Genomic DNA, 23967 nt, shown 5'->3' on the forward strand with positions numbered 1-23967 from the left:
GACCATTCGCGCAAGTCAATTGATTGCACGGACCGGCGGACGGTCCTCGGCTTGCCGTATCGTTCTAGCCAGCCGGACCGGCAGATACGCTGCGCCGTATGGTCGAAGCCTGCGAACTGAGCGAGCGCGAGAAGCAAATACTCGATGCGCTCATCAGGGGCATGTCCACCAAGGAGCTCGCGCTTTCGCTGCATATTTCCGCCTATACCGTGCAGGATCACATCAAATCGATTTTTGTCAAAACGGGTGTATCCAGCCGCAGGGATCTTGTTTGGCGCTTGTTCTCCCGTTTTGGCGTCGTTTGACTTTGCGTTTCTAATAGATTTTATATGTGGGCTACTTGGAGGATTTGTAATGTGGGTTATTTACGCTTCTTGTGCGGCGCTGTTTGCCGGTATCACTTCTATTCTTGCTAAGATCGGAATTCAAAAAATAGATTCCAACCTGGCTACCGCCCTTCGGACCGGAATTGTTGTCATTTTTGCCTGGATCATTGTATTTGCGGGAAATATTCAGTACAACCTGCTTGATATCAGCCTTAAATCGCTTCTTTTCCTGATTTTATCAGGAGTAACGACTGGCGCTTCCTGGATTTTCTACTTCAGAGCGCTTCAACTGGGAAATGTTAATGTGGTTTCAGGCTCGCCTGTCAACAACCGGAAGAGTTTGGACTGCCTTAAAGTCATTGGACGCCTGGCGCTCTTGCTCGAGAAGCCATTTTACAAGGTATCATCGCCCCGATTTCCGTGCGGCAGCTCGGCGGTTTTTAAAAAGATACGGATCTAAAGCCTCACCAAAGCCGGTGTTGGCTGAATTCCAAAATTGACGTTCCGGAACATTTCGAAGCCGAGGTCAAAACCGATTTGTGACGTGTATCATGATGCGAAGAATGCGGTCGAATGTGGTATCCACGTGCTAAGCACCGACGAAAAAACGGGTATTCAAGCCAAGGAAGACGTGCATGCTTCATTACCGATGAAACCCGGAAAAGTTGCACGTTTTGATCCTGAATATATTCGTCATGGCACATCAGGCAATCGTTGCGCCGCTCATCCAAGCGACACGGACAGAAGCCGATTTTGTTACTCATCTACGGCAGTTCTGTGAACCCTCTTGCTTCTTCACTCGGTGCGTGCTTTGCTAATTGTTCATAGCAAGTAATGGCACTGCATTCACCGTTGATTGCTTTTTCAATTTCGGTGATAAGAGTAACGTCAGCAGGATACGAATAAGTGCTGTAATTCATTGCAAGTTCACCCCTCAACCTAATTTATTCCTAGTTTATGTCGCAATTAGACTGAGGGTGTATTACCCAAGTGGAAGCAAGAGAACGACCAGATCCATGCAAAACCGGTCTAGAACCGCTTACAGGTCGCCTTCTCTCAAGCGGGTTGCTCGAATTAAAGAAGCTGGCAATACGGGGAAGGATTGCGCTATACTCAGCATCAACCTGGGAAATACCGGCAAGGAGAACAACCATTGCAGTAAAAGGCCCCAACGCAAGGGACCATTGAACTCACGCTTAAGGGAACGAGTGTATTCCCATTTCCATCGGTTAACGGTGCTCTCGCCTCGCAGATAAAGGTCAGCAAGCGGTGTGCATAAGCAGGCTGAACGCAGCGCCATGGACATTCCGTCTCCACAGAGAGGAGGAACCATAACGGCCGCGTCCCCTACAAGCGGGAACCGATCCCATGCGGACCAAATGTGATTCAGATGGACGGGTGCTACAGCAGCTTGCGTCCCGGGAACCGGAACGGCTTTGTCTAGTATAGCCTTAAGCTTCGGATTTCTTCGTCCCGCGGCGTAGATCCAGTCGATAACTGTTTTTTCCTTGTTTAGGAATGTATTCTTCTTCAGCAAGGCTGCAATATTCACCATACCGCCCTCAACGGGAGAGAGGCCCAAGTAGCCGCCCGGGAAAAAATAAAGCTCCACAACCGGCCCTAAATTAATGCCTGTATAATGGGATTTTACACCGATATACCTTGAATCGGGAGATCTTTGACCCAAAACCTTTGGTACCCCTTTGCCTCCCCAAGCAGCAATTACCGCTCTTGAATGGAAAGAAAACTCTTTTCCGCCATGTCGCGTTTCAATTATATACCCATGGTCTGCGGGGGTCACAGAGGCGACCTTTTGCCCAGTGATCAATTCAACACCGGACCCTATCACCGATTGATGGAGTGCTGTATCCAAGGCAAACCGGCTTATCCCTAGGGCGGTGCCCGGAAGGGGAATGTCTAAGGTATCACCTTTACTCATGATAATGCGTGCCTGGTGAATCTTTGCAGGCTGAAGCGATTCAACAGTTTCTTGAAAACCCAAAGAACGCAGCATGACTTGGGATTCCGGCGATAAAAACTCGCCACAGACTTTATGACGGGGAAAACGATTCCCGTCAATCAGAATGACGTCCCAACCCCGATCGGCAAGAGCCTTTGCTATACTGCTCCCAGCGATTCCCGCGCCAATCACTGCCATATCCCGAATCGATTGCATAATCTTCAGCTCCATATGACAAATGAAGTTACAGCCTATCCTTTCCAATGACGACAGCATACCGGAATAACGGTATCCATGAATAAGTGAAACGAGTAATTCCTAGGCTTTGACGAAGGTGCTGCCAATCGGAGGATTGAAAGCCTTTGGCCACAGAGAGCGGTCCGTCATGCCGGATATACCGGTTTCTCGAAACGATTCTCGAAGTAAGCCAGACGGCTACCCAAGGAATCCAATTCCGATGGATATCGTTAATCACTATACCCCACCGGGATGCTTTAAGCATGCTACTTACAGTTTGAGGAAGCTCTCCATCCGTAAAATGATGCAGGAACTGTGTCCCAGTCACAATGTCTGCAGTTTTTTCCGGAAGTTCAAACAAATTGCCGCGCATTACCTGTACTCGAGGCTCATGATAGAAAATCCTTTTTGCCTCCTCACAGGCTTCTTCCGTAATATCAACCAAAGTGATCGCCAAATCGATCCGGTTGGAATCAGCCCATTTGAGTAAACGGCGGTTCACATCGCCTGATCCGCAGCCGACATCAAGTATAGAGAAGCTTTTGGGTTTATTCGCTTGTATCCATAGTTGGGACACTCCGTAAAGTATGGGCAGTGCAGCGTGAAATATCCGATTCAGCCTGCGAAGATGCCTCAACGCTTCACGGAGCTCGGGCCCTCCTATGGACAAATCATCCATCAGCTCCGGCTCAGCGGTACGATGCTTCAACCGATTAAACATAGGATATCCCTACGCCTGCTCCTAATGGGATCCCGTTCGGAAAATAATCCACTTCGATCAGCTCCGCGGTGAGTCCAGGGCCAAAAGCTAAGGCGATGCCGCATATGGGATGGGTATCCGTTCTCGCGGGCGTCAGCTCGCGTCTGTATTCATCAAGAACGAATAAGATAGTAGCCGAGGATACATTTCCGTAATTACGAAGCGTATTTCGGCTAGGACGGGTTTGCTCCTCCGATAATGCGAACAAATCTTGCAATGTATCTATGATACCTCGCCCTCCGGGATGAATGGCCCATAGCTCCGGCAAGGTCTTCCCGTTGAAAATTTGCTCAATCTCTGCTGGGACGTATCGGCCCAACAGCTTAGGAATATTCGGCGACAAAAATAAGTCGAACCCGTAATTGCCGACTTCCCATACCATCTCATCGGTGGAATCGGGTAGAAGGACTGTATTCCCTTTACCCAGCCGAAAAACTTTCTTATGCTCAGGACGGGCTCTGCCTACAACGCAAGCGGATGCACCATCCCCGAAGAACGAAGCGCCAAACAACGCCTCCCTTTGGCTGGAGGGCTGAATATGTAGCGTACAGAGTTCCACACAAACAATCAATACATTTGCTGAAGGCATGCCCGCCACGATCTGTCTCGCTAGGCTGACCGCCTTCAACCCGGCCGCACAACCAAGAAATTGCAGCGGCATTCGCTGGATATTCGGCGACAAACCGAGACGCATAGTCAAATCCACATCCATTCCAGGAAGAAATTGTCCCGTACAGCTCACCGTGATCAAATGCGTAATATCCGACACGGCCGTATGGCTATCCTCCAGGGCTTTTTTCGACGACTCCAACGCCAAAGGGACGGACTCCCTCTTATACCGCTCCATACGTTCCTTCGTTGAAGGTACATTTTCCAGAGAATCTGAAGGAAAATAGCGACATTCGGCAGCCGGACTCAGCAGGTCCGGCTCGCAAGTATAACGGGTTTCCACCCCGCACTGTTTAAAGATTCGCTTCGACCATCGCATGGAGTCGGAATGTTCTTTTAGTGCATCGGTCAATCTTTCCAACACCTCGAGTTGGTCCAACCGATAGGCAGGAACGGCCGTACCGATTCCAAGGATAGCGACATCTGATGTGAAGGGTTCCATTTCCATCTTTTAGCTTCATCCCTTTATAATGTAATCACTTATTTGGAGAACTTAGTAGGACTCGATCCTTCTCAAAGACTTCGCCGCTGGCCCCTCCAATACGTCTCCCTCGTAGGAGAATCTTGATCCGTGGCAGGGGCAGTCCCATGTCCTCTCACCGGCATTCCACTCAACTTCACATCCCATATGCGTACAGGTAGTATCTACCACGTGAAGCTTTCCTTGGGGATCCCGGTAAGCGCCCGCACGTTTACCATGAACCCGGACAACGGCCCCTTCGTCATTCTGCAGCTCCTCCGTCGTTTGGTGGACCATCTCCAACTTGCCGGCGATGAAATGTCCGGCTGCATCAGCATTTTGGATCAGGAACGTTTTAATATCGGGGTCCGTATGAAACCTGGATGGGGTGAAAAGCTCGCTATACAGGGTATCTTCGCCTAAGATCAGCCTTGAGTTCAACAAGGCCGCTGCCACGCTTGATGTCATGCCCCATTTTTTGTACCCGGTGGCAACCAAAATATTAGGTTTATCGGAAGCAATTGGACCGACATAGGGGATCTTATCCAGTGAAATCAGATCCTGGGCCGACCAACGATAGTGGATTTCTTTCAATCCGAAGGTTTCTTCGCCGAACTGCTGCAACGCCTCATAGTGCTTGATTGTGCAGATCCCCTGTCCCGTTTTGTGGCTTTCTCCGCCAATCAAAACCATCCGCTTTCCATCGACTGTAATCGGCCGAAGCGAACGTTTGGGCTCCTCCGCGCTTAGGTACATTCCTTGAGGATATGCTTTTTCCGTTTCAGCAAGTAAGACATACGACCGTTCCGCGTGCAGCCTGGAAAAGTAGAACCCTCCCCCATCATAGAAAGGAAAATGCGAACACGACACGATATAATCAGCGGTGATTTTATAACCTTCCGAGGTGGTCAACGAAATCGTTGTCCCCGGATCTGCGCTGATCGCAGTCGTGTTTTCGTAAATGTCCCCTCCGAGTCGAATTACTTCTTTCACCATATGCACTATAAAAGCTGCAGGATGAAAGTGAGCTTGCTTAGGCATTACGATAGCTCCTTCGACGGAAAAAGGCAGCAAAGTTTGTTCCACATAGGTGCCGGGTATTCCCAAAGCTTCATAAGCTTGAATTTCAGACGTCAGCTTACTCACATAGGCATTAGAGGAGGTATATATGTATGCGTCCTCCTCCATTAAGTCGCACAGGATTTCTTGCTCCCGAACCATTTTTTTGATAAATTCCATGGCTTCCCGATTAGCATCGTAGTACATTATTGCTTTTTCCTTGCCAAAGTGAGAGAGCAATTCACTATAAATCAAATCATGCTGTGCCGTAATTTTGGCTGTAGTGTGTTTTGTTGTCCCTGAAAGTAGATGTCCGGCTTCCACTAAGGCAACCTTGAGTCCTTTCTTTGAGAGCAGATAAGCCGTTAAGATTCCTGTGATTCCTGCTCCCACTATGGCTGCATCCACCTTTACATCTTGCGTAAGCTTAGTAAAATCAGGCAGCGTTGTTGAGGCGAGCCAATATGATTCCGGAAAGTCAGGAATCTTCGATTCGTGAAAATATTGTTTTTTCAATTCGTTTCTCCTTGCTACTATTTTTGCATAATATATCCAAATTAATTCGAGTTTATTCTGTTGTTTCTTTTAGTTCATTTAAGTCTTCACATTATTGAACAACCAATTTTTAATACTCAGTCATACATTTAAATTTTTGTAATCGAGGGCAAGATAAATATGAAGTAACGAACGTTCAAATTTGCTTCGATAAAAAAGTGGAAAAATAGCTGGTCACAAGAGCATGAAATAACTTTGTTATAACAGCAAACCAAACTATTATTAGGGAGGTTTAAAAATGAATTGTAACGTTGGGAAAACGGAGCAGGTGTTTAGAATTTCAATTGGGGTCACGATTGTGTTGATGGGGCTGTATTACAAAAATTGGTGGGGAATAATCGGATTAGCTCCAATCATTACTGGTGCAACCCGTTATTGCCCAGCGAATGCTCTCCTGGGAATTCAGAATTGCCAAGTTGAAAATATACACTGAAAAATAACAAAAAATTAGGCTTTGTTAAATTTAAATGTTGATTTTTATCTAGTAATTAGGGGAACTTTCATTTGTCGAGGTTCCCCAAATATCTCCATGACACAAAACCATTTCTTTATTTTCTTCGAGAGCAAGATTTCGTAATTCCCTAACTAAATTAAGCAAGAAAACTATTCGGTTCTCTCTTCAGATTGCCAAGCAGCGAATTGTTTTTGCCTACGAGCTAAAAAATGATCCCCCCTTCGGTCCTCTAAAGGGGAAACGCAGGGAGTATTACTTCCTGCACCCGTTACCCGCCGTAAGGCAGGCCCGGCATTGTGAATGCCGGGAAACCTGAAAGTATGGGATGCCATCCCTCAAACGCCGCTATATGCCTATGGACCATTTTTAACGCTTAACGGATTTTCTTAAATTTGCGTATCGTTTTCTAATGGGGTTTATCTCCCACCGCGTCGCGCGCGAAACGATGGCCACCCAGACAAACCACAACGTGATAGAAAGACTTCTTATTCAATCACGCAAACATCTTTAAAAAAGAAATCGTGCCGAGCAAGCCATACTGATCAAGTAACCCTATCCAAAGCCCGGATAACAACCAAAAAGCTGCCACAAATAACCAATCAGCCATCCGAAACGTCATTTTACGATAATAAGTTCGCCTTGGAAATGCGCCAAACGCTCTTGCCTCCATCGACAGAGAAGCCCGCTCCGCTTGTCGTACGGCAGAGGCCAGAAGCGGAAGCATGCTGCCGCTCACTCGTTCGCCAATTGGCAGCAGCCCTTTTTTTTGCGACAATCCTCTTACTTTACGTGCCCATCGAATGGCTAAATACTGGCGCCGCATATCCGGTATAAAGCGCATCACCGCGAGGATGACGTACCCGAAACGGTCATTCAACCGCCACTGCTGAACAAGCGCTCTCACAAACTCGGATGAATCCGTCGTCAAAGTAAATAAGAGCATCAGTGTATAAAGCGAAAGCAGCCGCAGCCCTGTGGCAAGGCCAAATAAAGCGCCCGATTCACGGGCCGAGAGCGCACCGGCAGTAAGCAGCGGATCGGTTATAACCGCACCATTCCCGCCGATCATAAACGAATAAGTCAGTATGAACCCGGCCACAAACGGCAGCAGCAACACAAGCATCTTGGCATACCGAAGCGGCGAGATTCGGCCAAACAACAAGGTCAGGGCAGACGAGAAAATAATAAAAACGATCGGCGTCCATATATTGGTCGTCAAAGTAAGAAAAAAGGTGACCGGACATGTTGCGATCAGCTTAGCCAAAGGATTGAGACTGTGGAGACAAGATGCGTCGGCATCGGCGTGATTGCTCATGCTTGGCTACGCCTCCTCGTTGCATATATCCCTAAACAGGTACATACTCTCAACAGATCCGTATAGGTGGAGACTCCTCTAAACTGGGGATAATGATGTGCCAACTGTTCAGCCAGCGCAGCTGCCGGAGGAAGCCGCAGCCCTGCTTCGGCAAGCTGTTCCGTTCGTTGGAACAACTCGCCGGGCGAGCCTTGAAAACGAACGTGTCCTTGTGACAAAACAGCGACGTGATCGGCATATTCCGCAACCAGAGAGAGATCGTGCGTAATGAGAATGATCGTAACCCCCTCGCTCTGAAGCCGTTGCAACATCCTCATCATTTCCTCGGCATTTTTCCGATCCTGCCCGAATGTCGGTTCGTCGAGCAGAAGTATCTTACGTTCTGTTGCCAACATGGTGGCAACGCTTAATCTGCGCTTCTGGCCTTGGCTCAATTGATAAGGACTTTTTGCAGCGCATGCCTCTAATCCGAAGCGCCGCATTAACGCCGCAGCCCGTATCCCAACTTCTTCCTCGGCCATAGCAGCTCCCTTCATCCCTGCGCTCAATTCCTTCTCTACACAATCCGTGACGAACTGATGTTCGGGATTTTGAAAGACAAACCCCGCTTCGCGCACCAGTTCTTCAGTAGAAAGTCCAGCCGCTTCGCGACCTGACAAAAACAAGACACCTTTGCAGATCGGCAACATACGGATGAGGTGCAGGGCAAAGGTTGTTTTGCCTGCGCCATTCTCTCCGACGATGGCGAAAAAACCGCCGGCAGGTACAGTAAGTGCAAACGGTCGCAGAAACGCGCCGGCTGCAGAACGAGCAAGCGTCTCGGGTCTGACTTCCAAAGCCGGCATCGATACTCGTTTCCTCTGCATTTGCGGCTGTATCGGCGGGGCAGCTACCGCATGATAGTCATACGGCGCGGTAATTCTCGAACCTGCATGAAACTCGTCAAGCAGCAATTGTGCCATTTCCTCTACCGTCAATGCAACTTCGGAGAGTCCAAGCTCCCGGCACAGCCGAACTGAGCTTGGCAGCCATATGCCTTCCTCCCAAAGCCGCTCGTAATGATCCCGAAAAACATTGCGGGGGCTTCCTTCACAAAGCGTGACGCCTCCTGCGCCCAGAACTACTACGCGATCTGCCAGCGCGACGCACTCATCAAGATGATGTTCGATGAGCACGATCGTATATTCGCCACTTCGGCTCAGCTTGCCGATGATATCGAATACCTCCGCCCGGCCCGCTGGATCCAACTGCGCCGTCGGTTCGTCGAAAACAAGGACGCGTGGCCGCATCGCAAGCACGGAAGCGATGGCCAGCCGCTGCTTCTGCCCGCCGGATAACCGTTCAACTTTCTGCTTGCGCAGGTGCAGCAGTCCGACTGATCGCAGCGCTTCCACCATTCGCCGCTCCATCAATTCGGGAGCGAGCCGCAAGTTTTCCAGCCCGAATACAACTTCTTCCTCTACGGTGAATGTTACTAGCTGAGATTCCGGATCCTGGAACACCATCCCGACATGACAGGCGAGCTCTGCAACAGCGGTAGTCTTCGTATCAAGCCCCCCTACCCGCACCTGACCGCCGAACTCGCCGCGTACCGCATGCGGGATTAAGCCGTTTAAGGTTAGCGCGAGCGTACTTTTACCCGATCCCGATGCACCGAGCAGCAGCACCGTTTCACCTTGCCGCACAGTCAGCGTAGCCCCACGTAAAACCGGTGCCGCGTCGCCATCGTAACGAAATGTCACGCCCTCCACCTCAATCATATTCATCGGCGTGGCCTCACCGGTTCATGCCGGTCGGTCGATGATTGCGGTAGTCCGCCAGCAAACCGGTCCTCATCAAAGCGTCCGACAGCAGCCGGATCAACCATGCAGCCGCCATGCAGCTTGCCGCCGTTATAATGAACATACCAATCTGCACGCTTGGAGCAAGCGCCGCATAGCCTGCCAGCGGATATTCGCTTAGAACACCAAGTGCCCCTGTAACGGCTCCTGCAGCCAGCATAAAGCCTGTGCTATATTTCCGGTAACGGAAGCAGGCATAAGGCAACTCGCAAGCGATGCCGTTTACCAACTGTCCGAACACCATCATCCATCCATAAGAAGTAAACGGCATCATGATAAACCCGGCTATAACTTCCGCTGCAAAGCCTATTCCGGGCTTGCGAATCATATAAAGGGCCATCATCCCCGGCATCATGTAGACACCGATGAGCGCACGAGAATATACTGGACCGACCAATGACGTCGCCACCATATACAAGTAGTTCGCTCCGATTATTACAATCGAAAAGACAACGCCGAGAAGACCAGCGACCAGCATATCCTTCGTTGTCCATCGATGCCGTCGTCCCCCCGCGCTATTATTTGTAAGAATCATCCTTCATCTCCTCCTGTTCTATATACAGCATAGAACGAACGAAAACCGTACACCGCCAATTGCCGGAGAATTGCTGCCGCTGGAAGGAGAATGCGAAATAAAAAACAACGTCCCTTTATCGGAACGCTGCATAAACCGGATTACAGGTTATTGTTTTTTCCATATAAGCTTGGATTGAAGCCATACGTTTTGCGAAATAGAGACGCGAAATGGCTGAAATTGCTGTAACCGACCAACGAGGACGCTTCGCTTACACTAATTTTATCCATTTCCAGCAACTGCTTCGCCTTCTCAAGCCGTTGCTGACGAATGAATCCGAACACTGTCGTGCCAAATACTTCCTTGAACCCGCTTTTCAGCTTCTGCTCGTTGATATGTACCATCCGTGCCAATTGAACCAAGCTTGGCGGATGGTCCAGCCTGTGTATTAAAATATCCCTTGCTTCGTGGATGCACTTCACATCACAAGGTTTCAGGCAAGAAGACGGCTTTGTTACTGCTTCTGCTGCCCGGAGATACAGAGCAAGCAATTCGAGTGCCTTTCCTTCCATATACAACCGTTCGGTCATACCCCGATAAGGATTGCAGGCTAACTGCTGGGCCACAGCACGCATCGCAGGGCTGATCGGCGCTTCCATGCAAACAAATCTTTGCTCTGGCCGTATTTTCAGGTCATGAAGAAATTCATTCCACAGAACGGGATCGAATCGCAGCTCCAGATGCGTCAACTGCTTGTTTTCGGGCAGATCTGCATAATATTTGACCTGATTCATGTAAACCAGGTGCGCGTTACCGCCCCTGGAAGGAAACTCAGTCTTATGGCCGTCAACGAACCAGTCCGCACCGCTATCGATGTTAAGCGCCAACTCCAACATCGGCCGGCGAACGGTACTTTCTATCGATAGCCGTCGCCCAAGAAGCATTTCGCTGTAATCAAGCTCCAACCCTTCCCGTAAGCAAACACGGCGATGACAGCCGGTTCCCCAAAATGGGGAAAGGTAAGCAATGCTCTCCGTTTGTTCTTTCACATGGCCTGAGCCACACAAAGAATCTGAAATCCGGGTAAAGTTTTCGGTAAATGGGTTGGAGATCGTTTGCTTTTTCATATTCCACCCTCTAGGCAATCCATTCTACAGCTACTCGGATTGTTTTGTTTAGGCCTTAAACAAAACATGCTTTCATTCACTTTAAATGAAATTGATTATCATTGTCAATTAATGATTATCTTACGGGTGAGCCAATTGAACGGACCCGAAGGCACCCCACATCTTGCCGTATCATTAGAGCAAACCGGGTCGGGCAGAGACAAAAAAACACCCTATTCAACAAATGTTAAATTGGGTGCGTTATAGGTCAACTTGGAACAATTGCATAGTCCACAGATAGAATGTGGACAGCAGCTCACGGTATCGCGCCGAATTCTGTTAGACAAAAAGCCTCATGATTACTGGAAAACCTTATTGGCCTTATTCCTCATCCTCATTCATTTATTTGACTTGCCATCCATAGGAATCTTGCTGCAAACTCCATAAATTCGCATAGAGTCCCTCTTTTTCACATAGTTCGCTGTGAGTACCGGATTCAGCGAGTTGTCCCTACTCAAGCACAAGGATCTTGTCCGCATTTTGGATCGTCTTCAGGTGATGCGCAATGATGATGACCGTTTTATTGGCTACCAATTCATTGATGGCCTGCTGCACTGCGGTCTCATTTTCCGGATCGAGCGAGGCGGTCGCTTCGTCGAGCAGCACATCGATCCTCTTGTTGTACACGTGCCAATCCGCCGTACTCAACCTCAGGCCCGGACGAATCTTCTGACTCGTGAAATGGCCTTTTCCCACATGAGCAGAAAGAGCCATTGCACCCATTGCCGATGAGTCGGAAGTCGTTTCCGGAACGAACCCCCGCTGATTTCGATAGCTTTGATGAAATTGTTCAAACGCTGACTCTTCCATGATGCCTCCTACACTGCCGCCTTCCATGCGATTCTTTCTATAGCCTATTCGGACATTTGGAATGCCGAAACATGAAGCCTCCAGCCCCTTAAAATCATTTAATGTAAAGCTGTTCTTTCCTCGCTTCCCTCTTGCAGCATTGGCCTCACAATATACCAAAAGTAGGCGCCACCAAACATGAGAACAACTGCTGTGATCAGGAAAGGCAACCGGTAATCCTTGCCGAGCAAAATGTATCCAGCCCAATAAGAAGCAGAACGGATCTAATGCCGGCAAACAGATTTCTTTGCGGCTCTGCAACCATAGACATGGAGTGGCTTTCGATCAAATTATTGAGCATGGTAAACATGCCGCCCCGCAATAACAGCATCAACGCGAACATACTCGCCGGCAGCGCTGCGAACAAAACCAACGCAAAGAGGATATTGACCCCGAATAAAATCAGATAAGCCTTGGAAGTACCGAAGCGTGTTACGATAGATGGAACCATCAAGGAACCGACGAATAAAATAAGTCCGTTCGCCGCAAGCAACATAGAAACCGACTCGTCACTCCAATCGAGCCGGAATTTCACAATGACATTCAAAAAAGGGAGCGTCACTGATGTCATCAAGCCGGATAACAAAACAAATCCCGAAAGGAACCACACTTGTTTGCTTGGAAGCCCGCTTTTCAAGTAACGACTCCGAAATTCCTTCTTTGTAAAAAAAGTAGTCGTGTTAGGGGCTTCTACAGCAGCTTCTCTCTTGTCACTATCATGTTTTTCCGCAGGTAGTAGCCTTCCCCGTACAATGGCAAGCAGTGCAATGGCGAGCGTAGCAAGCCACAACTGAAGTTCATATCCAGTTGAAACTTCCGCGGCAGAGCGAGACAGATAACCGCCAAGTAAAGTGCCGAAGACGCTAAATAGCATAAACACGGCCATTAATAAACTATATGCCTGCGTTTCCTCCCTCTTCGAATGGCAATAATGGAAGAGCAGCTGCGTTTCACTTGTAATGATCAATGTAAAGCCGATCGACTGTAAGGCTTGGGCTGCATAAAACAACCACAATGCAGTACTGGCGGCAAACATCGCATAACCGGCAGCCATCAGGGATATTCCCGCGACCAGCACTTTTTTTCGGCCCAATTTGCCAGCAAGCAAACCTCCTGGAATTGCGATGATACCTGCAACTAGCGTGCTAACCGAAGTAATCTGCCCAATCTGCTCCTCGCTGACTCCCTTGAAAAGCAAATGCAAATTCAACACAAGACTGAACAAGCCTACGCCCAGACCAAATAGCGCTTCGCTAGCTACAAATCGCCGAACACCTGTTGAAAGCCCTTGTAACAAAAGCACATATCTTCTCATGAATTCCTGTAATTCGCTGCAAAAGGCAATATCCTTTTCAATACAGCGTTCCTTTCAAATTGCATCACTTTCATATTTTTGAACGAATATCAGATGTTTGAAAAAAATAATTGATAATGATTATCATCTTCGTCGATTCTATAATGAAGGACGCGTAAATGCAAGTGCCTTCCTTCGCATCGACTTTTGCGTCCAGTTTCAAAATGGCGACATACCCGCAACGACAAACAGACTGCCGTTTCTCCCCACCTCTGCCCCGAGCTCGATCCAAATGCTGAGGCATACCTATGCCACTGGATTACATAAACACGGAGTCGACGTAGCGATTTTACGAGAATTACTTGGTCATGCTCAGGTTCAAAGTCCAACTCATAATTTAAAACCGTCAAGTGAACATCTGCAAATAATTAATGCGGCGAGAGGTCTTCTTCGTGTCCATCTATCAAGGTAAAAATTACCAAAACCTTCAATAAGTCAGGCTCTTTCTGCAAAAAACATAGTAGTTTGTTTATTTCATTTCCAGAACTTTTTTCAAAGCGGCTCCGGCTCGGTTCCACGAAAATTTTTTCATGTTCAGGCGTCCCTGCCGGCCTTTCTTTTTGCATAACTCAGGATGACGATACGCCAATCTCATCAGGCTTTTTAAGCTGGATAAAGATGGCTCTGCCCACCGTTGTCTCTTCCCAGAAAATAAATAACGAAATTTTCGTGCAATCGCGTGCCTGCTGTTCATGCTGACAAGCGGACTTTGAAGCTTATATTTGATGAAAAAGGAATTTTTTTGACTTAAAAAATCCATATGCCCGCCCCAGCCCGTAGTAATGACTGGAACCTCACTGGCTAGTGACTCCATAAAAGGCAGTCCTACGCCTTCGCCTCTTGTAGGGAGAACAAATACATTTCCGAGCGTGTAGATGCCCTTTATTTGATTGGAATTCATGTGTTTGGTGATGACGACAATTGGTGCTGTTTTTTACGGATTCCGAGCCTTTTCTTATAGCTCTCTATCTGGTTTCGAATCCATTGTCCGGTTTCGTTTCGCAAATACCCGTTCGTTTTGATGACGAGCAGCACTTTATCGTGTTTTGAGAACAGTTCCCAATAAGCCCTTAGCAATGTTTCAGGATTTTTCCGGTGCTGAAAGCCGAATACAGAAACGAATACAAAGCGTCCCTTGGCAATTGGCAATGGGTATTTTTTATTGTTTGGGTTAAACTTTTTGATATGGACTCCATGTGGAACAATAAAAATAGGCACCTTGACGCACACTTTGCTGCAGAGCCGTTTTATTTTGTTTGGTCGGTACACATACTGCATCAAATTTATTGATATTCGGGAACCAACTTCGAGGAATACGGGTCGTTTCCCAAACGGTATTTAAAATAATGCGATCAAACCGTTTACGCTCCTGCGCTATATTTAATTTTCTGGGCAACTGATGATAGATTAACACTCTTCTTTTTTTCAAAATGCCTTTTTTCATATATCCGAAGCTGTTGTTGTCCACCTTGACGTTTACGCCTTGTCTTCTTAAAGCAGATACATATTCCCTGCTCGCGGTCCCGATACCCAAGGCACGTTTTACAGGGCCCCTCCAGACGACCTCTATGTTAGCCATCGCATCACACCCTTTATTTTGGTCACCTCTGTACCATGCTATGATACTTTTTGTTATATACAAGGGTGTGGGCTATGACCTTGCATTAACCACACCTTCTAGGTGCGCCATCATCCAAAGGCATTTCAATACCCAGCGACTATCGTTTCTTGATTCAGCATGTATTAAATTAAGTATCGTAGCTGATTATCGCCAAAATAACTCAAATGTGGAATTTTCGAAAAAAACGACCTGTCACGATTAACGGTATAATCGTAAAACCAAGGGATTTTAGCGTTGATACTTCCACCCTTAATCAACTTCGCTTCGACTAAAATGCTCTCCAGTATTTTCATTTGAAAGTTTACACGGGTGGACATGGGCAGGCTCCAGCATGTCTCTACAGTAACTGCTTTCGCTTTCAATAAGTGATATGCGGCTTGGCGTCCTGAACCTGATAAATTCCGTAACCGCAACGTAAACTGTCTTGATTTGGGGACAATAGAGCGATTCAAGTGTGCAACAATTCGTTTAATTGCAGGTATTGCTGCACTTTTGGGATTAGCTATCAATGTCTGTCCCAAAACTTTTGGGTTTATTTTGGACAAGCCGTCGGCTTCATGCAGATCAACATACCATGATGGCTGGTATTGCTTTGCTAATTGAAATAATGCGGCTGACAGCGGGTGGCGCGCCTTATCTTTAAATGTTCGCGGAAATGTCCGGTTCAAATCGGGAATGCCTCTGATGCGCCGCTTGTAAGCTGGTCGATTGACAAGCGGAACAATAATCAATGTCCCGCATTCGATCCGGATCCTGGTTTTCTTAAGCGAGTCTACAAGTGATTCTGCTGCGCGAATACTGGCAATTTCTTTCCCGTGAACTCCAGCAGTTATCATAACGGTTTGTCCTTTTGTGCTTCCATTAATGACGTAATAAGGAGTTTCAAGCTTGGTGCCCATTGCCAACAAGCGCTTTTTAAATTCCATTAAAATCACCTCCAGATGATTTTAAAAATACAATTCAACTTCCTTTTTGACAATAGATTTTAACCCAGTCCGAAGCGATCCAAGGTACATAAATCTATATTGTGATGAAACATTGCGGAGAGGAGGTTGTCTCATAGGAGGGTTTGCACCGAAATTTAATGTGAGTAGATCGCTCGTACACGACCGGACTTGCAAGCAACGTTCCAAAAACGAACATGTTCAACAAATTTGTTCTAAGAAAAATGCTTGAACATTACGAGATGGTTTATGTCAAGCCTAATGATGGAACCGGCGGCAAGCGTTTGGACTTAAGGGGCATGGTTTAAAAAATCGTCAGTCCACAAAAAAATAAGAATTAGATTGACTAGAAAAGAAAACAGCGGCGGACTAGGACTTTAAAGCCACAGACTGCTGCTGTTTATTTGAACTACCGCTTCCTGTCGTAACGGGGTGGTACCCAGATTTAGCTCTGAACTGTAATTTTTACACTTCGGGAATACCGGTCAATCTCCCAAATCATATTGAAATGTACGTTAGAAAACGGGAATGCCATCTATTTGCTCCGAGCGGCAATCGAGGAGCTGCGCAAGCAGAAAATCATTTTACCCGCCATGACAACGCATGAACGTGTAGTATGGGAAGCCCGCCAGCGTGCAGAGGAGAAAATATCTAAGCTGCTTATTTCGTCTCTTACTCCGGAGCAGATCGAAAAATTGGATCGAATTCTATCCCCTATGCCGGAAAGCAGCAAGACGTATACTTGTGGATCGTGCGGACAAGCCGGTTGACCGGATTGATGATCCGCCTGGACACGTACCACGAGACGGCGAATCCGGCGCCAATCAGCAACGTTTGCAGCACATAGGCATATTGTTTGATGCGGTTCAACTGCTTGAACAATTCCTTCTGCGACACAATGCTGACGATGCGCCAATCCAGACCGTTATTCTGAACGCCGCCGGTCAAATGATAATTGAAAATAATGGCCGGATTTCCCTTCAGCCGGGTCAGCTTGTAGCCGTCTTCGCCAACCTCGAACAGTTCGGGATCGTAAATCGTCGTTCCGGCCAGCGACGCGTCCGGTGCCGAGAGTACGTACTGGCCTTCCGACAGCAGCATGGAGTTGCCCCAAAGCGGAGAAAACCATATTTTTATAGAGGTCATAGAGCGCTCGTTCCCGAATATAAACAACCAAATAACCGAGCCTCTGCCCGGTATAGAAATTGTAATATTTTCTGCCCAGCACAATGGATGGCCGTCCGGTCTCGTCCTTCCTATATGAGTCAGCCGCTGGGTAATTATTCCAAATTCAATCCGTCGGACAGATTCCTAGTTTTCAATTTCGTTCCTCCAAACCATATGCCCATGCCGAACAGAAGTGCAGATAATCCAAACAACCAGCCAAAGCTGCCATCGGAGTACAACAATCCCCCAACGACGGGTCCTAAAGCCATTCCTACAAAACGGATGAAATTATACACCCCAACGGCCGTCGCCCGGTCAAGAACAAATTCCTCAGCCAAAATGGTAGTTTGCATCGGCATCGAGATGCCCGCAGTCAGCCCGTAGAGGGCAGTCGTTATCATGAGTAAGGTTAATGAGACCGAAGCAAGACAAATAAAACCAATGACCATCATTAGATTCCACAAGCATGCGATAATCAGACTTTTGCGCGGCGCGATCTTCGTTTGAATTCGCCCCCCTAAGAAACTGCCGAACATCAACAACACAGACATTGGCAAAAAGACAAAGCCGATTTGCTTGGAGTCGAGACCATAATTGTAATTTAAAATATTCGGCAAAAAGACAAGGAAATTATAAAAAGCAAAATATTGCGTAAACCCGATCAACAGCATTGCCGATCCTGTGCGATTTCCCATAATTTTCACAAAACTGCGAACGCCGAACCGTTTACCCACCGCTCCTTCAGGCCTTGTTTCGGGCAGAAAACGCGCGGTTGCCAACACTAATGCAAGACCCATTGCAGCCAAAAGAATAAAGACTCCGACATAACCGCCAATGATACCGCCGAGCGTAGGGCCAATAATAGGACCTAGAGCCAAAAACATCTGGTACGTTCCCATCGCTTTTCCCCGCACACTGCCTTCGAACAAATCGCCGATAACGGTCGCCGCCACCACCGATGTCGCGGCAATTCCAACAGCTTGTAAAGCCCTAAATAACAACAGCATGTAAACGTTCATGGAAAAAGCGCAGCCGATCGAGGCGATAATAAATAAGATCATCGTTGGAATCGCAATTTTACGGCGTCCCTTATTGTCAACCAGAGGACCATACACGATTTGCATCATCGCCGAGATGAACATAAAAATGGAGATGCTCATGTTTATCCAGTAGTACGATGTATTTAATTGATTGACCATATCGGGCAAGATCGGTGTAATAATCGTTTGCGATAACGAGGCTAGAAACGAACTTAGCCCAAGCACATATAAAATCAGCATTTTTTTCATAGAAAGCATCACCTTCCATTGACTTTTTCAATTCTGCATCCATACTTCCAAATGCCTTTCGAGCGTCAGCCCGGATTCAACGCATTTGTGTCCTCCTCTTCGATACGTTATCATTTTTATCATTTTTGTGTCTTCCACTGCGCGGATTTTTTCTGTCACCGGATGGATTTTTTCTTGTTGGTGTCGACAAAAAAAGGACGGAGTAGTTTTGACCTACTCCATCCCGTTTTCATCATAACCTGATTTGATTTTATAATTGGCTCGGCTTTAAACCGTACTTTTCTTTAAAAGCGGAAGCGAAGTACCCCGGGTTTGAATAGCCTACCGAATACGCCACCTCGGAAATATTCAATTGACCTTGCTGCAGCAGGTAAAACGCTTTTTCCAATCTTTTCTCGCGCAAGTAGCCAAAAACGGTCGTACCGAACAACTCCTTAAATCCGGCTTTCAGTTTGAAGTCATTTAAGCCGACATGCCTTGCTATTTCAATGAGTGATGGAGGATTCTCCATATTTTGAAGCAGCAGCTGCCCGGCTGCGTGAATTTTTTCTTCGTCGTCCCCGCGCAGAACGGATGCCTTCCCCTGCGAGTTGCAAACCGACGGACGAATCAGCTGCCAAAAATATATCGAAAGAAGCTCCGTCACCTTGGCCTCCATGTACATATTTCTTAGTCCTTTCGGATAGGGGCATCTCATCATTTGCCATAAGATAACCTGTATGGCGGGGTCGAGCGCTTCTTGACAATAGGATCCGCCGAACATCTCGTCAACGGGCCCGAAGTCCAGACTCCGATCAGAATATATTTGCTGCATAAATTCATCGAACCTTGGAGGCGGTACTCTAATTTTCAGAAAAGTCATCTGCACTCCGGCGATATATTTAATTTTCTTCGCTTGGTTTCTGAACGATAGCTGACTAAAGTTTTCTATGGCATGTTGAGATACTCCGTCAATACAATAATCAATATGGCCGTGAAGCAGAAAATTCAAATCTATAAAAGAAACCGGAGAAGTGATTTCAACATCATCTGCTTCCCGCAGTTGAAAGTCCCATATATGAATTTCCATTCCGCTATGAAGCCGAATTCGTTCAATCGTTCCCTGACCGACCGTTTCAGGAAATTGGATTCTTTCCACTCCTGTATTGGCACTGGGAAGATGCATACGCTCCAACAGTCCGCAAAATGTTCTATTAAAAACAGTGGAGCTCATGATCATCGCCCTCTCTCGCACAATCTAGGGATCAAGTGATTTTACTTTATTATATTTCTAATTGATAATGATTTTCAATCATAAAACAAAGCTTTGAAAATAGACGAAAAAAGAGGGTGTCCCCAGAGGTCGGGTGGCTTTCAAATAATTCGCCGATTTTATAAATTGACAACCAACATACAACGTAATAAAATATTTTTACGTAAATATAAAATTTTAAATGGGTGGTGGCTTCATGAACCTGTTAATCTTGGGCGGTACCCGGTTTCTAGGGAGGGCTTTGGCAGAGACGGCGCTGGATCGAGGGCACACGTTGACACTCTTTCATCGCAACCGGCACGGTCAAGACGTGTTTCCCGAAGCGGAGCACCTTATCGGGGACCGGGAAAGCGAGCTTGAGCTGCTGCAGGGCAGGACGTGGGACGCGGTGATCGATACGTGCGGCTTTGTTCCCCGCGTCGTGCGTTCCTCGGTCGAACTGCTGAAGGAACGCGTAGGACATTATACGTTCATTTCATCCGTATCCGTGTATGAGGATTTAAAGCGGTTACATGTAAAGGAAGACGCTCCTGTCGCAACTCTTTCCGATGAGAGCACCGAGGACGTGACGCAGCATTACGGCGCGCTCAAAGCGCTTTGCGAGAAAGCGGTCGAAGACGCCATGCCCGGCAGAGCGCTGCACATCCGGCCCGGTCTGATCGTCGGCCCATACGATTATTCGGACCGCTTTACGTACTGGCCCCATCGGATCGCCCAAGGGGGAGAAGTGCTCGTGCCGCCGAAAGAAGGGCGTGTTCAGGTGATCGATGCGAGAGACCTCGCCGCGTGGATTATCGACTTGGTCGAAAAGCAGACGGTCGGCACGTTTCATGCCAGCGGCAGCGACTCTACGATGGAGCAGCTTGTTGACGCTTGTTCCCGGTTCAGCAGCCGGCCAGCCGAGTTCACCTGGGTCACCGAACCGTTCTTGAGAGAGCAGCAGGTTGGGGAATGGATCGAGCTCCCTCTCTGGCTGCAAAGCGACAGCTTGATCGGCTTGTTCGCCATGGACAATACGAAGGCTTTTGCTTCGGGGCTGACAACCAGGCCGTTAATCGACACGGTTCGCGACACCCTTGCATGGGATCGAAGCCGCCAGTCGGAGGAGAAGCGCAAAGCCGGACTGGACCCGGCCCGCGAGACGGAGCTGCTCCGCCTGTGGCATAGCAGGGATGCCGCTTCTTTCGGGCCAAAATGAATTGAAACGCTTACAAAATTGAGAATAACTCGTTCGGAAGGCAGACATAGTGCCGACAAGATCGCCGGACCACTCCCGTGCGCCGCGGCCGCGTGCAGTGGAAAAGCACGCGTACCACGGCCGCGGAGTTATGAGCAGCCGTCGTGCTTCGGCTTGTAATCGCTCGGGGCTTGGCCGGTCCACCGGCGGAATTGCCGGGAGAAATGGCTCGCGGATTGAAATCCGAGCCGTTCGGCGATCTCCGTCATCGGCAGGTTCGTCGTCACCAGCAGCTCCTTCGCCAGACTCAGCCTTCTTCGGCTGACGTACTGTTTGGGCGACAAGCCGTACACCTTGGAGAACAGCTTCGAGCATTGGCTGCGGCTCAGGTGAAGCTCCTCCGCCACGGCGGAAATCGTCGCCTCTTCATGAAAGCTGCCGGCCAGCCGCTCTTCGATCGCATGAGCCACATCGATGGCAAATAAAGTAGCCTCCTTGGACGAGACTTGTCCGGCGTAAGCATCCCGCTCCCGGATTAACGCAAGCACATCCCGGACGATGAGTAACGTATAAGATTGCAGCAGCAGCCGGTCCTCGAACCGGGGATTCAGCTCCTCGCGCCAAGACGTGTCTCCATGCGTATCGGGAGCTGCGTACTGCCGCATCATTTCTTCCAATTCCTGTACGTAGAACGTAAGCTTCCCGCGGCTCGCAGATTCGGACGGAATATGGGCGTAAGGCGCAATCCCGAGCACGCTCCGCACCTCCGCATCGTCCAAGTCGAAATGCACGTTGAAGAACCGGTAATATGAGCTTGCGGCTGCTGCGGACTCGTGACGGATGCCCGATTTGATCAGCAACCAATCCCCTTGACGAAGCGTCAAGGAATTCCGGTTAATTTCATGCACCGATTCGCCTTCCAGGCAGCAGATCAGCTCATACAAATGATGATGATGCCGCGGGTATCGCCAACCCGGCGGCTTGATGCCGAAGTGACAGCCGGTCACCTGCAGCGTCTGTGTCATATTAGGAAAATGGAATAAACGGTCCATACCGGCGCCGTCTCCCTTCTGGCCAAATCCACGCTTTCCCTCAATGTAACACGTTTCGCCGGCTGATGTCATCTCGAAGCGAGTATCCAAAAATACCCACAAACCATAAAAAACCGGCGCCAACCCTTGATAGGTCGGCACCGGCCTCATTAGTCACCTTATTATAGCGTTACCTGCGATACCGGTCCGAGCTCCGGCCGGTCCGTGAACGTCAGCTCCCGCTTCTCCGTTCCATGAAGCTCGAACACGACGATCTCGTTCTCCCCTTCCCGCAGCAGCGGCGCAGGGATATACAGCGTCTGCTGCGGCCCGCGCTTCCAGTAACGGCCCAGATGGAAGCCGTTGACGTACACGGTGCCCTTGTTCCAGCCGTCGAGGCGCAGGAACGTATCCGCCGGCTGTCCCTCGATCGGCAGCACCGCGCGGTAAAAGCCCGGGTATCCCGGCTCCGCTTCCTTCCCGTCAAAGCTGACCGGGGCTACGTCCTCCAGCGGCAGCGGATAGATGTTCCAGCCGAACAGGAACTGGTTGCCGTGACGTATGCCTTCCGTGATGCCTTTGCGGTCAAGCATGAACGGCCCGTAGTTGATGCGGCCCATATTTTCCACCAAAATACGCAGTGTCGCTCCGCCCTCTGGCACGGCGAAAGATACCTTTTGGCTCGGGTCCCAGCGCTCGATGACACCCAGGAACTCGTCGTTCACATAAACCAACGCCCGGTCGCGGCAATCCTGCAGCACAAGCTCCCGTTCCTCCCGCGGCCCGGAGATGAACGTTTCGTACAGGATGAACCCGTCGTTTTGTCCGACTGCCTCCATCGGCTCCGGGCACGTGTGGCGGACCGCCTCCGACAGGCTGTCCAGCTGTCCGAACAGCGAAGCCGCTTCGCGAACCGGCACGCTTCCATAGGCGGCCTTCGGAATCGGCTGCGGCAGCTCCAGCGGCGGCAGCTCCATGTAGCGGGACAGCGTTTCCCGCACCGCGTAAAACTTATCCGTCGGCTCGCCGGATTCGTTCAGCGGCACATCGTAATCGTAGCTGGTGATCGTCGGCTCGTAATGATCGCGCTGCGGGCAGTTTGCCCCGCTCATATAGCCGAAGTTCGTTCCGCCGTGGAACATGTAGAAATTGACCGAAGCGCCGAGACGGAGCATATCGTCGAATACGTCCGCCACGTCCTTCGCGTCCCGCGTATGGTGATCCTCGCCCCAATGGTCGAACCAGCCGTTCCAATATTCCATGCACATGATCGGTCCATCCGGCTGGTATTTCCGCAGCATCTCGAACGCTTCTTCCGCCCGGGACCCGAAGTTCACCGTTTCCAGCACGCCGGGAATCATGCCGCCCTGCAGCATGAAATGCTCCGGTCCGTCGGAGGTGAACAGCAGCACGTCCATTCCCCGCTGCAGCATCGCATCCTTCAAATAAACCAGGTACGCCCGGTCGTTCCCGTAGCTGCCGTACTCGTTCTCGATCTGCATCGCGATAATCGGGCCGCCGTTCGTACACAGCAACGGCTTGAACAGCGGTAGCAGCACGTCATAGTACGCGTCGACACGGTCAAGATACGGCCGGTGCATGCAGCGCACCCGCATGCCCGGGTCGGCGAGCAGCCAAGCCGGCAGCCCGCCAAACTCCCACTCCGCACAAATGTACGGGCTCGGCCGCACGATCACATGCAGACCGACCTCGCCGGCGATCTCAACAAAACGAACCACGTCCGCCAGCCCGTCGAAACGGAACTGGCCCGGCTTCGGCTCGTGAAGATTCCAAGGAATATACGTTTCTACGGTATTGAAGCCGCAGGCTTTCAGCTTAAGCAGGCGATCCCGCCAATACTCGGGCACCACCCGGAAATAATGAATCGCACCGGAAACAAGACGGATCGGTTCCCCGTCCAGACAAAATTGCCCGTTTTGCACATCGAACGTCGCCATAAGAGCACC

The 23967-nt window shown here is 49.1% G+C and carries 22 protein-coding genes and 3 pseudogenes; 6 read left to right on the forward strand and 19 right to left on the reverse strand.

Annotation, left to right across the window (positions count from 1 at the left end; all coding sequences use genetic code 11):
* Window positions 1-98: 98 nt before the first annotated feature.
* Window positions 99-305 carry a helix-turn-helix domain-containing protein gene (locus tag ET33_RS26095; RefSeq protein WP_036689147.1) on the forward strand — a complete coding sequence of 69 codons (207 nt, stop codon included), beginning with the start codon at window positions 99-101 and terminating at the stop codon, window positions 303-305.
* A gap of 49 nt (window positions 306-354) precedes the next feature.
* Window positions 355-786 (forward strand): EamA family transporter, encoded by a 432-nt coding sequence (locus ET33_RS26100; protein WP_051775617.1) that lies wholly within the window; start codon window positions 355-357, stop codon window positions 784-786.
* A 304-nt stretch (window positions 787-1090) separates the two neighbouring features.
* On the opposite strand, the gene ET33_RS39020 is transcribed toward ET33_RS26100, so the two are convergent.
* From ET33_RS39020 to ET33_RS26120, 5 genes are all read right to left on the reverse strand, one after another.
* A complete protein-coding gene (locus ET33_RS39020) occupies window positions 1091-1246 on the reverse strand; it encodes a ferritin family protein (protein ID WP_161783568.1) in 156 nt (51 codons plus the stop codon).
* A 119-nt stretch (window positions 1247-1365) separates the two neighbouring features.
* The gene (locus ET33_RS26105) at window positions 1366-2502 is read right to left on the reverse strand and encodes an NAD(P)/FAD-dependent oxidoreductase (protein WP_036689150.1); all 1137 of its coding nucleotides are present in this window, start codon (window positions 2500-2502) and stop codon (window positions 1366-1368) included.
* Between the two features lie 28 nt (window positions 2503-2530).
* Entirely contained in the window at window positions 2531-3244 is a 714-nt protein-coding gene (locus tag ET33_RS26110) for a methyltransferase domain-containing protein (protein WP_036689154.1), read from the reverse strand.
* Window positions 3237-4394, reverse strand: a complete 1158-nt coding sequence (locus ET33_RS26115) for a type III polyketide synthase (RefSeq protein WP_036689531.1) — start codon at window positions 4392-4394, stop codon at window positions 3237-3239. The genes ET33_RS26110 and ET33_RS26115 overlap by 8 nt, the downstream gene beginning before the upstream one ends.
* 51 nt (window positions 4395-4445) lie before the next feature.
* Complete coding sequence (locus tag ET33_RS26120) at window positions 4446-5987, reverse strand: FAD-dependent oxidoreductase (RefSeq protein ID WP_036689156.1); 1542 nt, start codon at window positions 5985-5987, stop codon at window positions 4446-4448.
* Between the two features lie 277 nt (window positions 5988-6264).
* Here ET33_RS26120 and ET33_RS26125 point away from each other — a divergent pair, with 277 nt between their 5' ends.
* Window positions 6265-6459, forward strand: a complete 195-nt coding sequence (locus ET33_RS26125) for a YgaP family membrane protein (RefSeq protein ID WP_036689157.1) — start codon at window positions 6265-6267, stop codon at window positions 6457-6459.
* 514 nt (window positions 6460-6973) lie between these two features.
* Here the strand turns inward: ET33_RS26125 and ET33_RS26130 are convergent.
* From ET33_RS26130 to ET33_RS26165, 9 genes and pseudogenes are all read right to left on the reverse strand, one after another.
* Entirely contained in the window at window positions 6974-7795 is an 822-nt protein-coding gene (locus tag ET33_RS26130; protein ID WP_036689158.1) for an energy-coupling factor transporter transmembrane component T family protein, read from the reverse strand.
* Window positions 7792-9561: an ABC transporter ATP-binding protein gene (locus ET33_RS26135; protein ID WP_051775619.1), complete on the reverse strand. Its 1770-nt coding sequence runs from the start codon at window positions 9559-9561 to the stop codon at window positions 7792-7794. Before ET33_RS26135 ends, ET33_RS26130 begins: the two co-directional genes overlap by 4 nt.
* A 10-nt stretch (window positions 9562-9571) precedes the next feature.
* Window positions 9572-10171: an ECF transporter S component gene (locus ET33_RS26140; protein ID WP_051775621.1), complete on the reverse strand. Its 600-nt coding sequence runs from the start codon at window positions 10169-10171 to the stop codon at window positions 9572-9574.
* A gap of 140 nt (window positions 10172-10311) precedes the next feature.
* Entirely contained in the window at window positions 10312-11277 is a 966-nt protein-coding gene (locus tag ET33_RS26145) for a helix-turn-helix transcriptional regulator (protein WP_036689159.1), read from the reverse strand.
* A gap of 381 nt (window positions 11278-11658) precedes the next feature.
* Window positions 11659-11922 (reverse strand): annotated as a pseudogene (locus ET33_RS40460) (ABC transporter ATP-binding protein); the annotation flags it as partial.
* A 400-nt stretch (window positions 11923-12322) separates the two neighbouring features.
* Window positions 12323-13462, reverse strand: coding sequence for an MFS transporter (locus tag ET33_RS26155; RefSeq protein WP_051775623.1), 1140 nt, complete (start codon window positions 13460-13462; stop codon window positions 12323-12325).
* A gap of 526 nt (window positions 13463-13988) precedes the next feature.
* Complete coding sequence (locus tag ET33_RS39940) at window positions 13989-14441, reverse strand: glycosyltransferase (protein ID WP_327204070.1); 453 nt, start codon at window positions 14439-14441, stop codon at window positions 13989-13991.
* A gap of 249 nt (window positions 14442-14690) precedes the next feature.
* Window positions 14691-15098 carry a hypothetical protein gene (locus ET33_RS39945; protein ID WP_235206821.1) on the reverse strand — a complete coding sequence of 136 codons (408 nt, stop codon included), beginning with the start codon at window positions 15096-15098 and terminating at the stop codon, window positions 14691-14693.
* Window positions 15099-15262: 164 nt separating this feature from the next.
* Window positions 15263-16066 carry a succinylglutamate desuccinylase/aspartoacylase domain-containing protein gene (locus ET33_RS26165; protein WP_081890502.1) on the reverse strand — a complete coding sequence of 268 codons (804 nt, stop codon included), beginning with the start codon at window positions 16064-16066 and terminating at the stop codon, window positions 15263-15265.
* Between the two features lie 200 nt (window positions 16067-16266).
* Here ET33_RS26165 and ET33_RS40685 point away from each other — a divergent pair.
* Together ET33_RS40685 and ET33_RS37780 are read left to right on the forward strand one after the other, a co-directional pair.
* Window positions 16267-16392, forward strand: a pseudogene (locus tag ET33_RS40685) (hypothetical protein); the annotation flags it as partial.
* Between the two features lie 156 nt (window positions 16393-16548).
* Window positions 16549-16824: pseudogene (locus ET33_RS37780) on the forward strand (DUF4158 domain-containing protein); the annotation flags it as partial.
* On the opposite strand, the gene ET33_RS26170 reads toward ET33_RS37780, so the two are convergent.
* The 3 genes from ET33_RS26170 to ET33_RS36685 form a co-directional block, all read right to left on the reverse strand.
* The gene (locus ET33_RS26170) at window positions 16799-17230 is read right to left on the reverse strand and encodes a hypothetical protein (protein WP_152570707.1); all 432 of its coding nucleotides are present in this window, start codon (window positions 17228-17230) and stop codon (window positions 16799-16801) included. The pseudogene ET33_RS37780 and the gene ET33_RS26170 overlap by 26 nt on opposite strands.
* Before the next feature lie 134 nt (window positions 17231-17364).
* Window positions 17365-18540 (reverse strand): MFS transporter, encoded by a 1176-nt coding sequence (locus tag ET33_RS26175; RefSeq protein ID WP_051775625.1) that lies wholly within the window; start codon window positions 18538-18540, stop codon window positions 17365-17367.
* Window positions 18541-18790: 250 nt separating this feature from the next.
* A complete protein-coding gene (locus ET33_RS36685; RefSeq protein WP_161783570.1) occupies window positions 18791-19753 on the reverse strand; it encodes a helix-turn-helix transcriptional regulator in 963 nt (320 codons plus the stop codon).
* 235 nt (window positions 19754-19988) lie between these two features.
* Between ET33_RS36685 and ET33_RS26185 the strand changes: the two genes are divergently transcribed.
* Complete coding sequence (locus ET33_RS26185) at window positions 19989-20990, forward strand: NAD-dependent epimerase/dehydratase family protein (RefSeq protein ID WP_036689164.1); 1002 nt, start codon at window positions 19989-19991, stop codon at window positions 20988-20990.
* 128 nt (window positions 20991-21118) lie between these two features.
* Here the strand turns inward: ET33_RS26185 and ET33_RS26190 are convergent, their stop codons facing one another.
* Both ET33_RS26190 and ET33_RS26195 read right to left on the reverse strand, forming a co-directional pair.
* Window positions 21119-22021, reverse strand: a complete 903-nt coding sequence (locus tag ET33_RS26190; RefSeq protein WP_036689165.1) for an AraC family transcriptional regulator — start codon at window positions 22019-22021, stop codon at window positions 21119-21121.
* A 161-nt stretch (window positions 22022-22182) separates the two neighbouring features.
* Window positions 22183-23958: a glycoside hydrolase family 35 protein gene (locus tag ET33_RS26195; protein ID WP_036689166.1), complete on the reverse strand. Its 1776-nt coding sequence runs from the start codon at window positions 23956-23958 to the stop codon at window positions 22183-22185.
* Window positions 23959-23967 lie beyond the last annotated feature (9 nt).

The sequence above is a fragment of the Paenibacillus tyrphae genome (assembly GCF_000722545.1).
Classification (GTDB): Bacteria; Bacillota; Bacilli; order Paenibacillales; family NBRC-103111; genus Paenibacillus_G; species Paenibacillus_G tyrfis.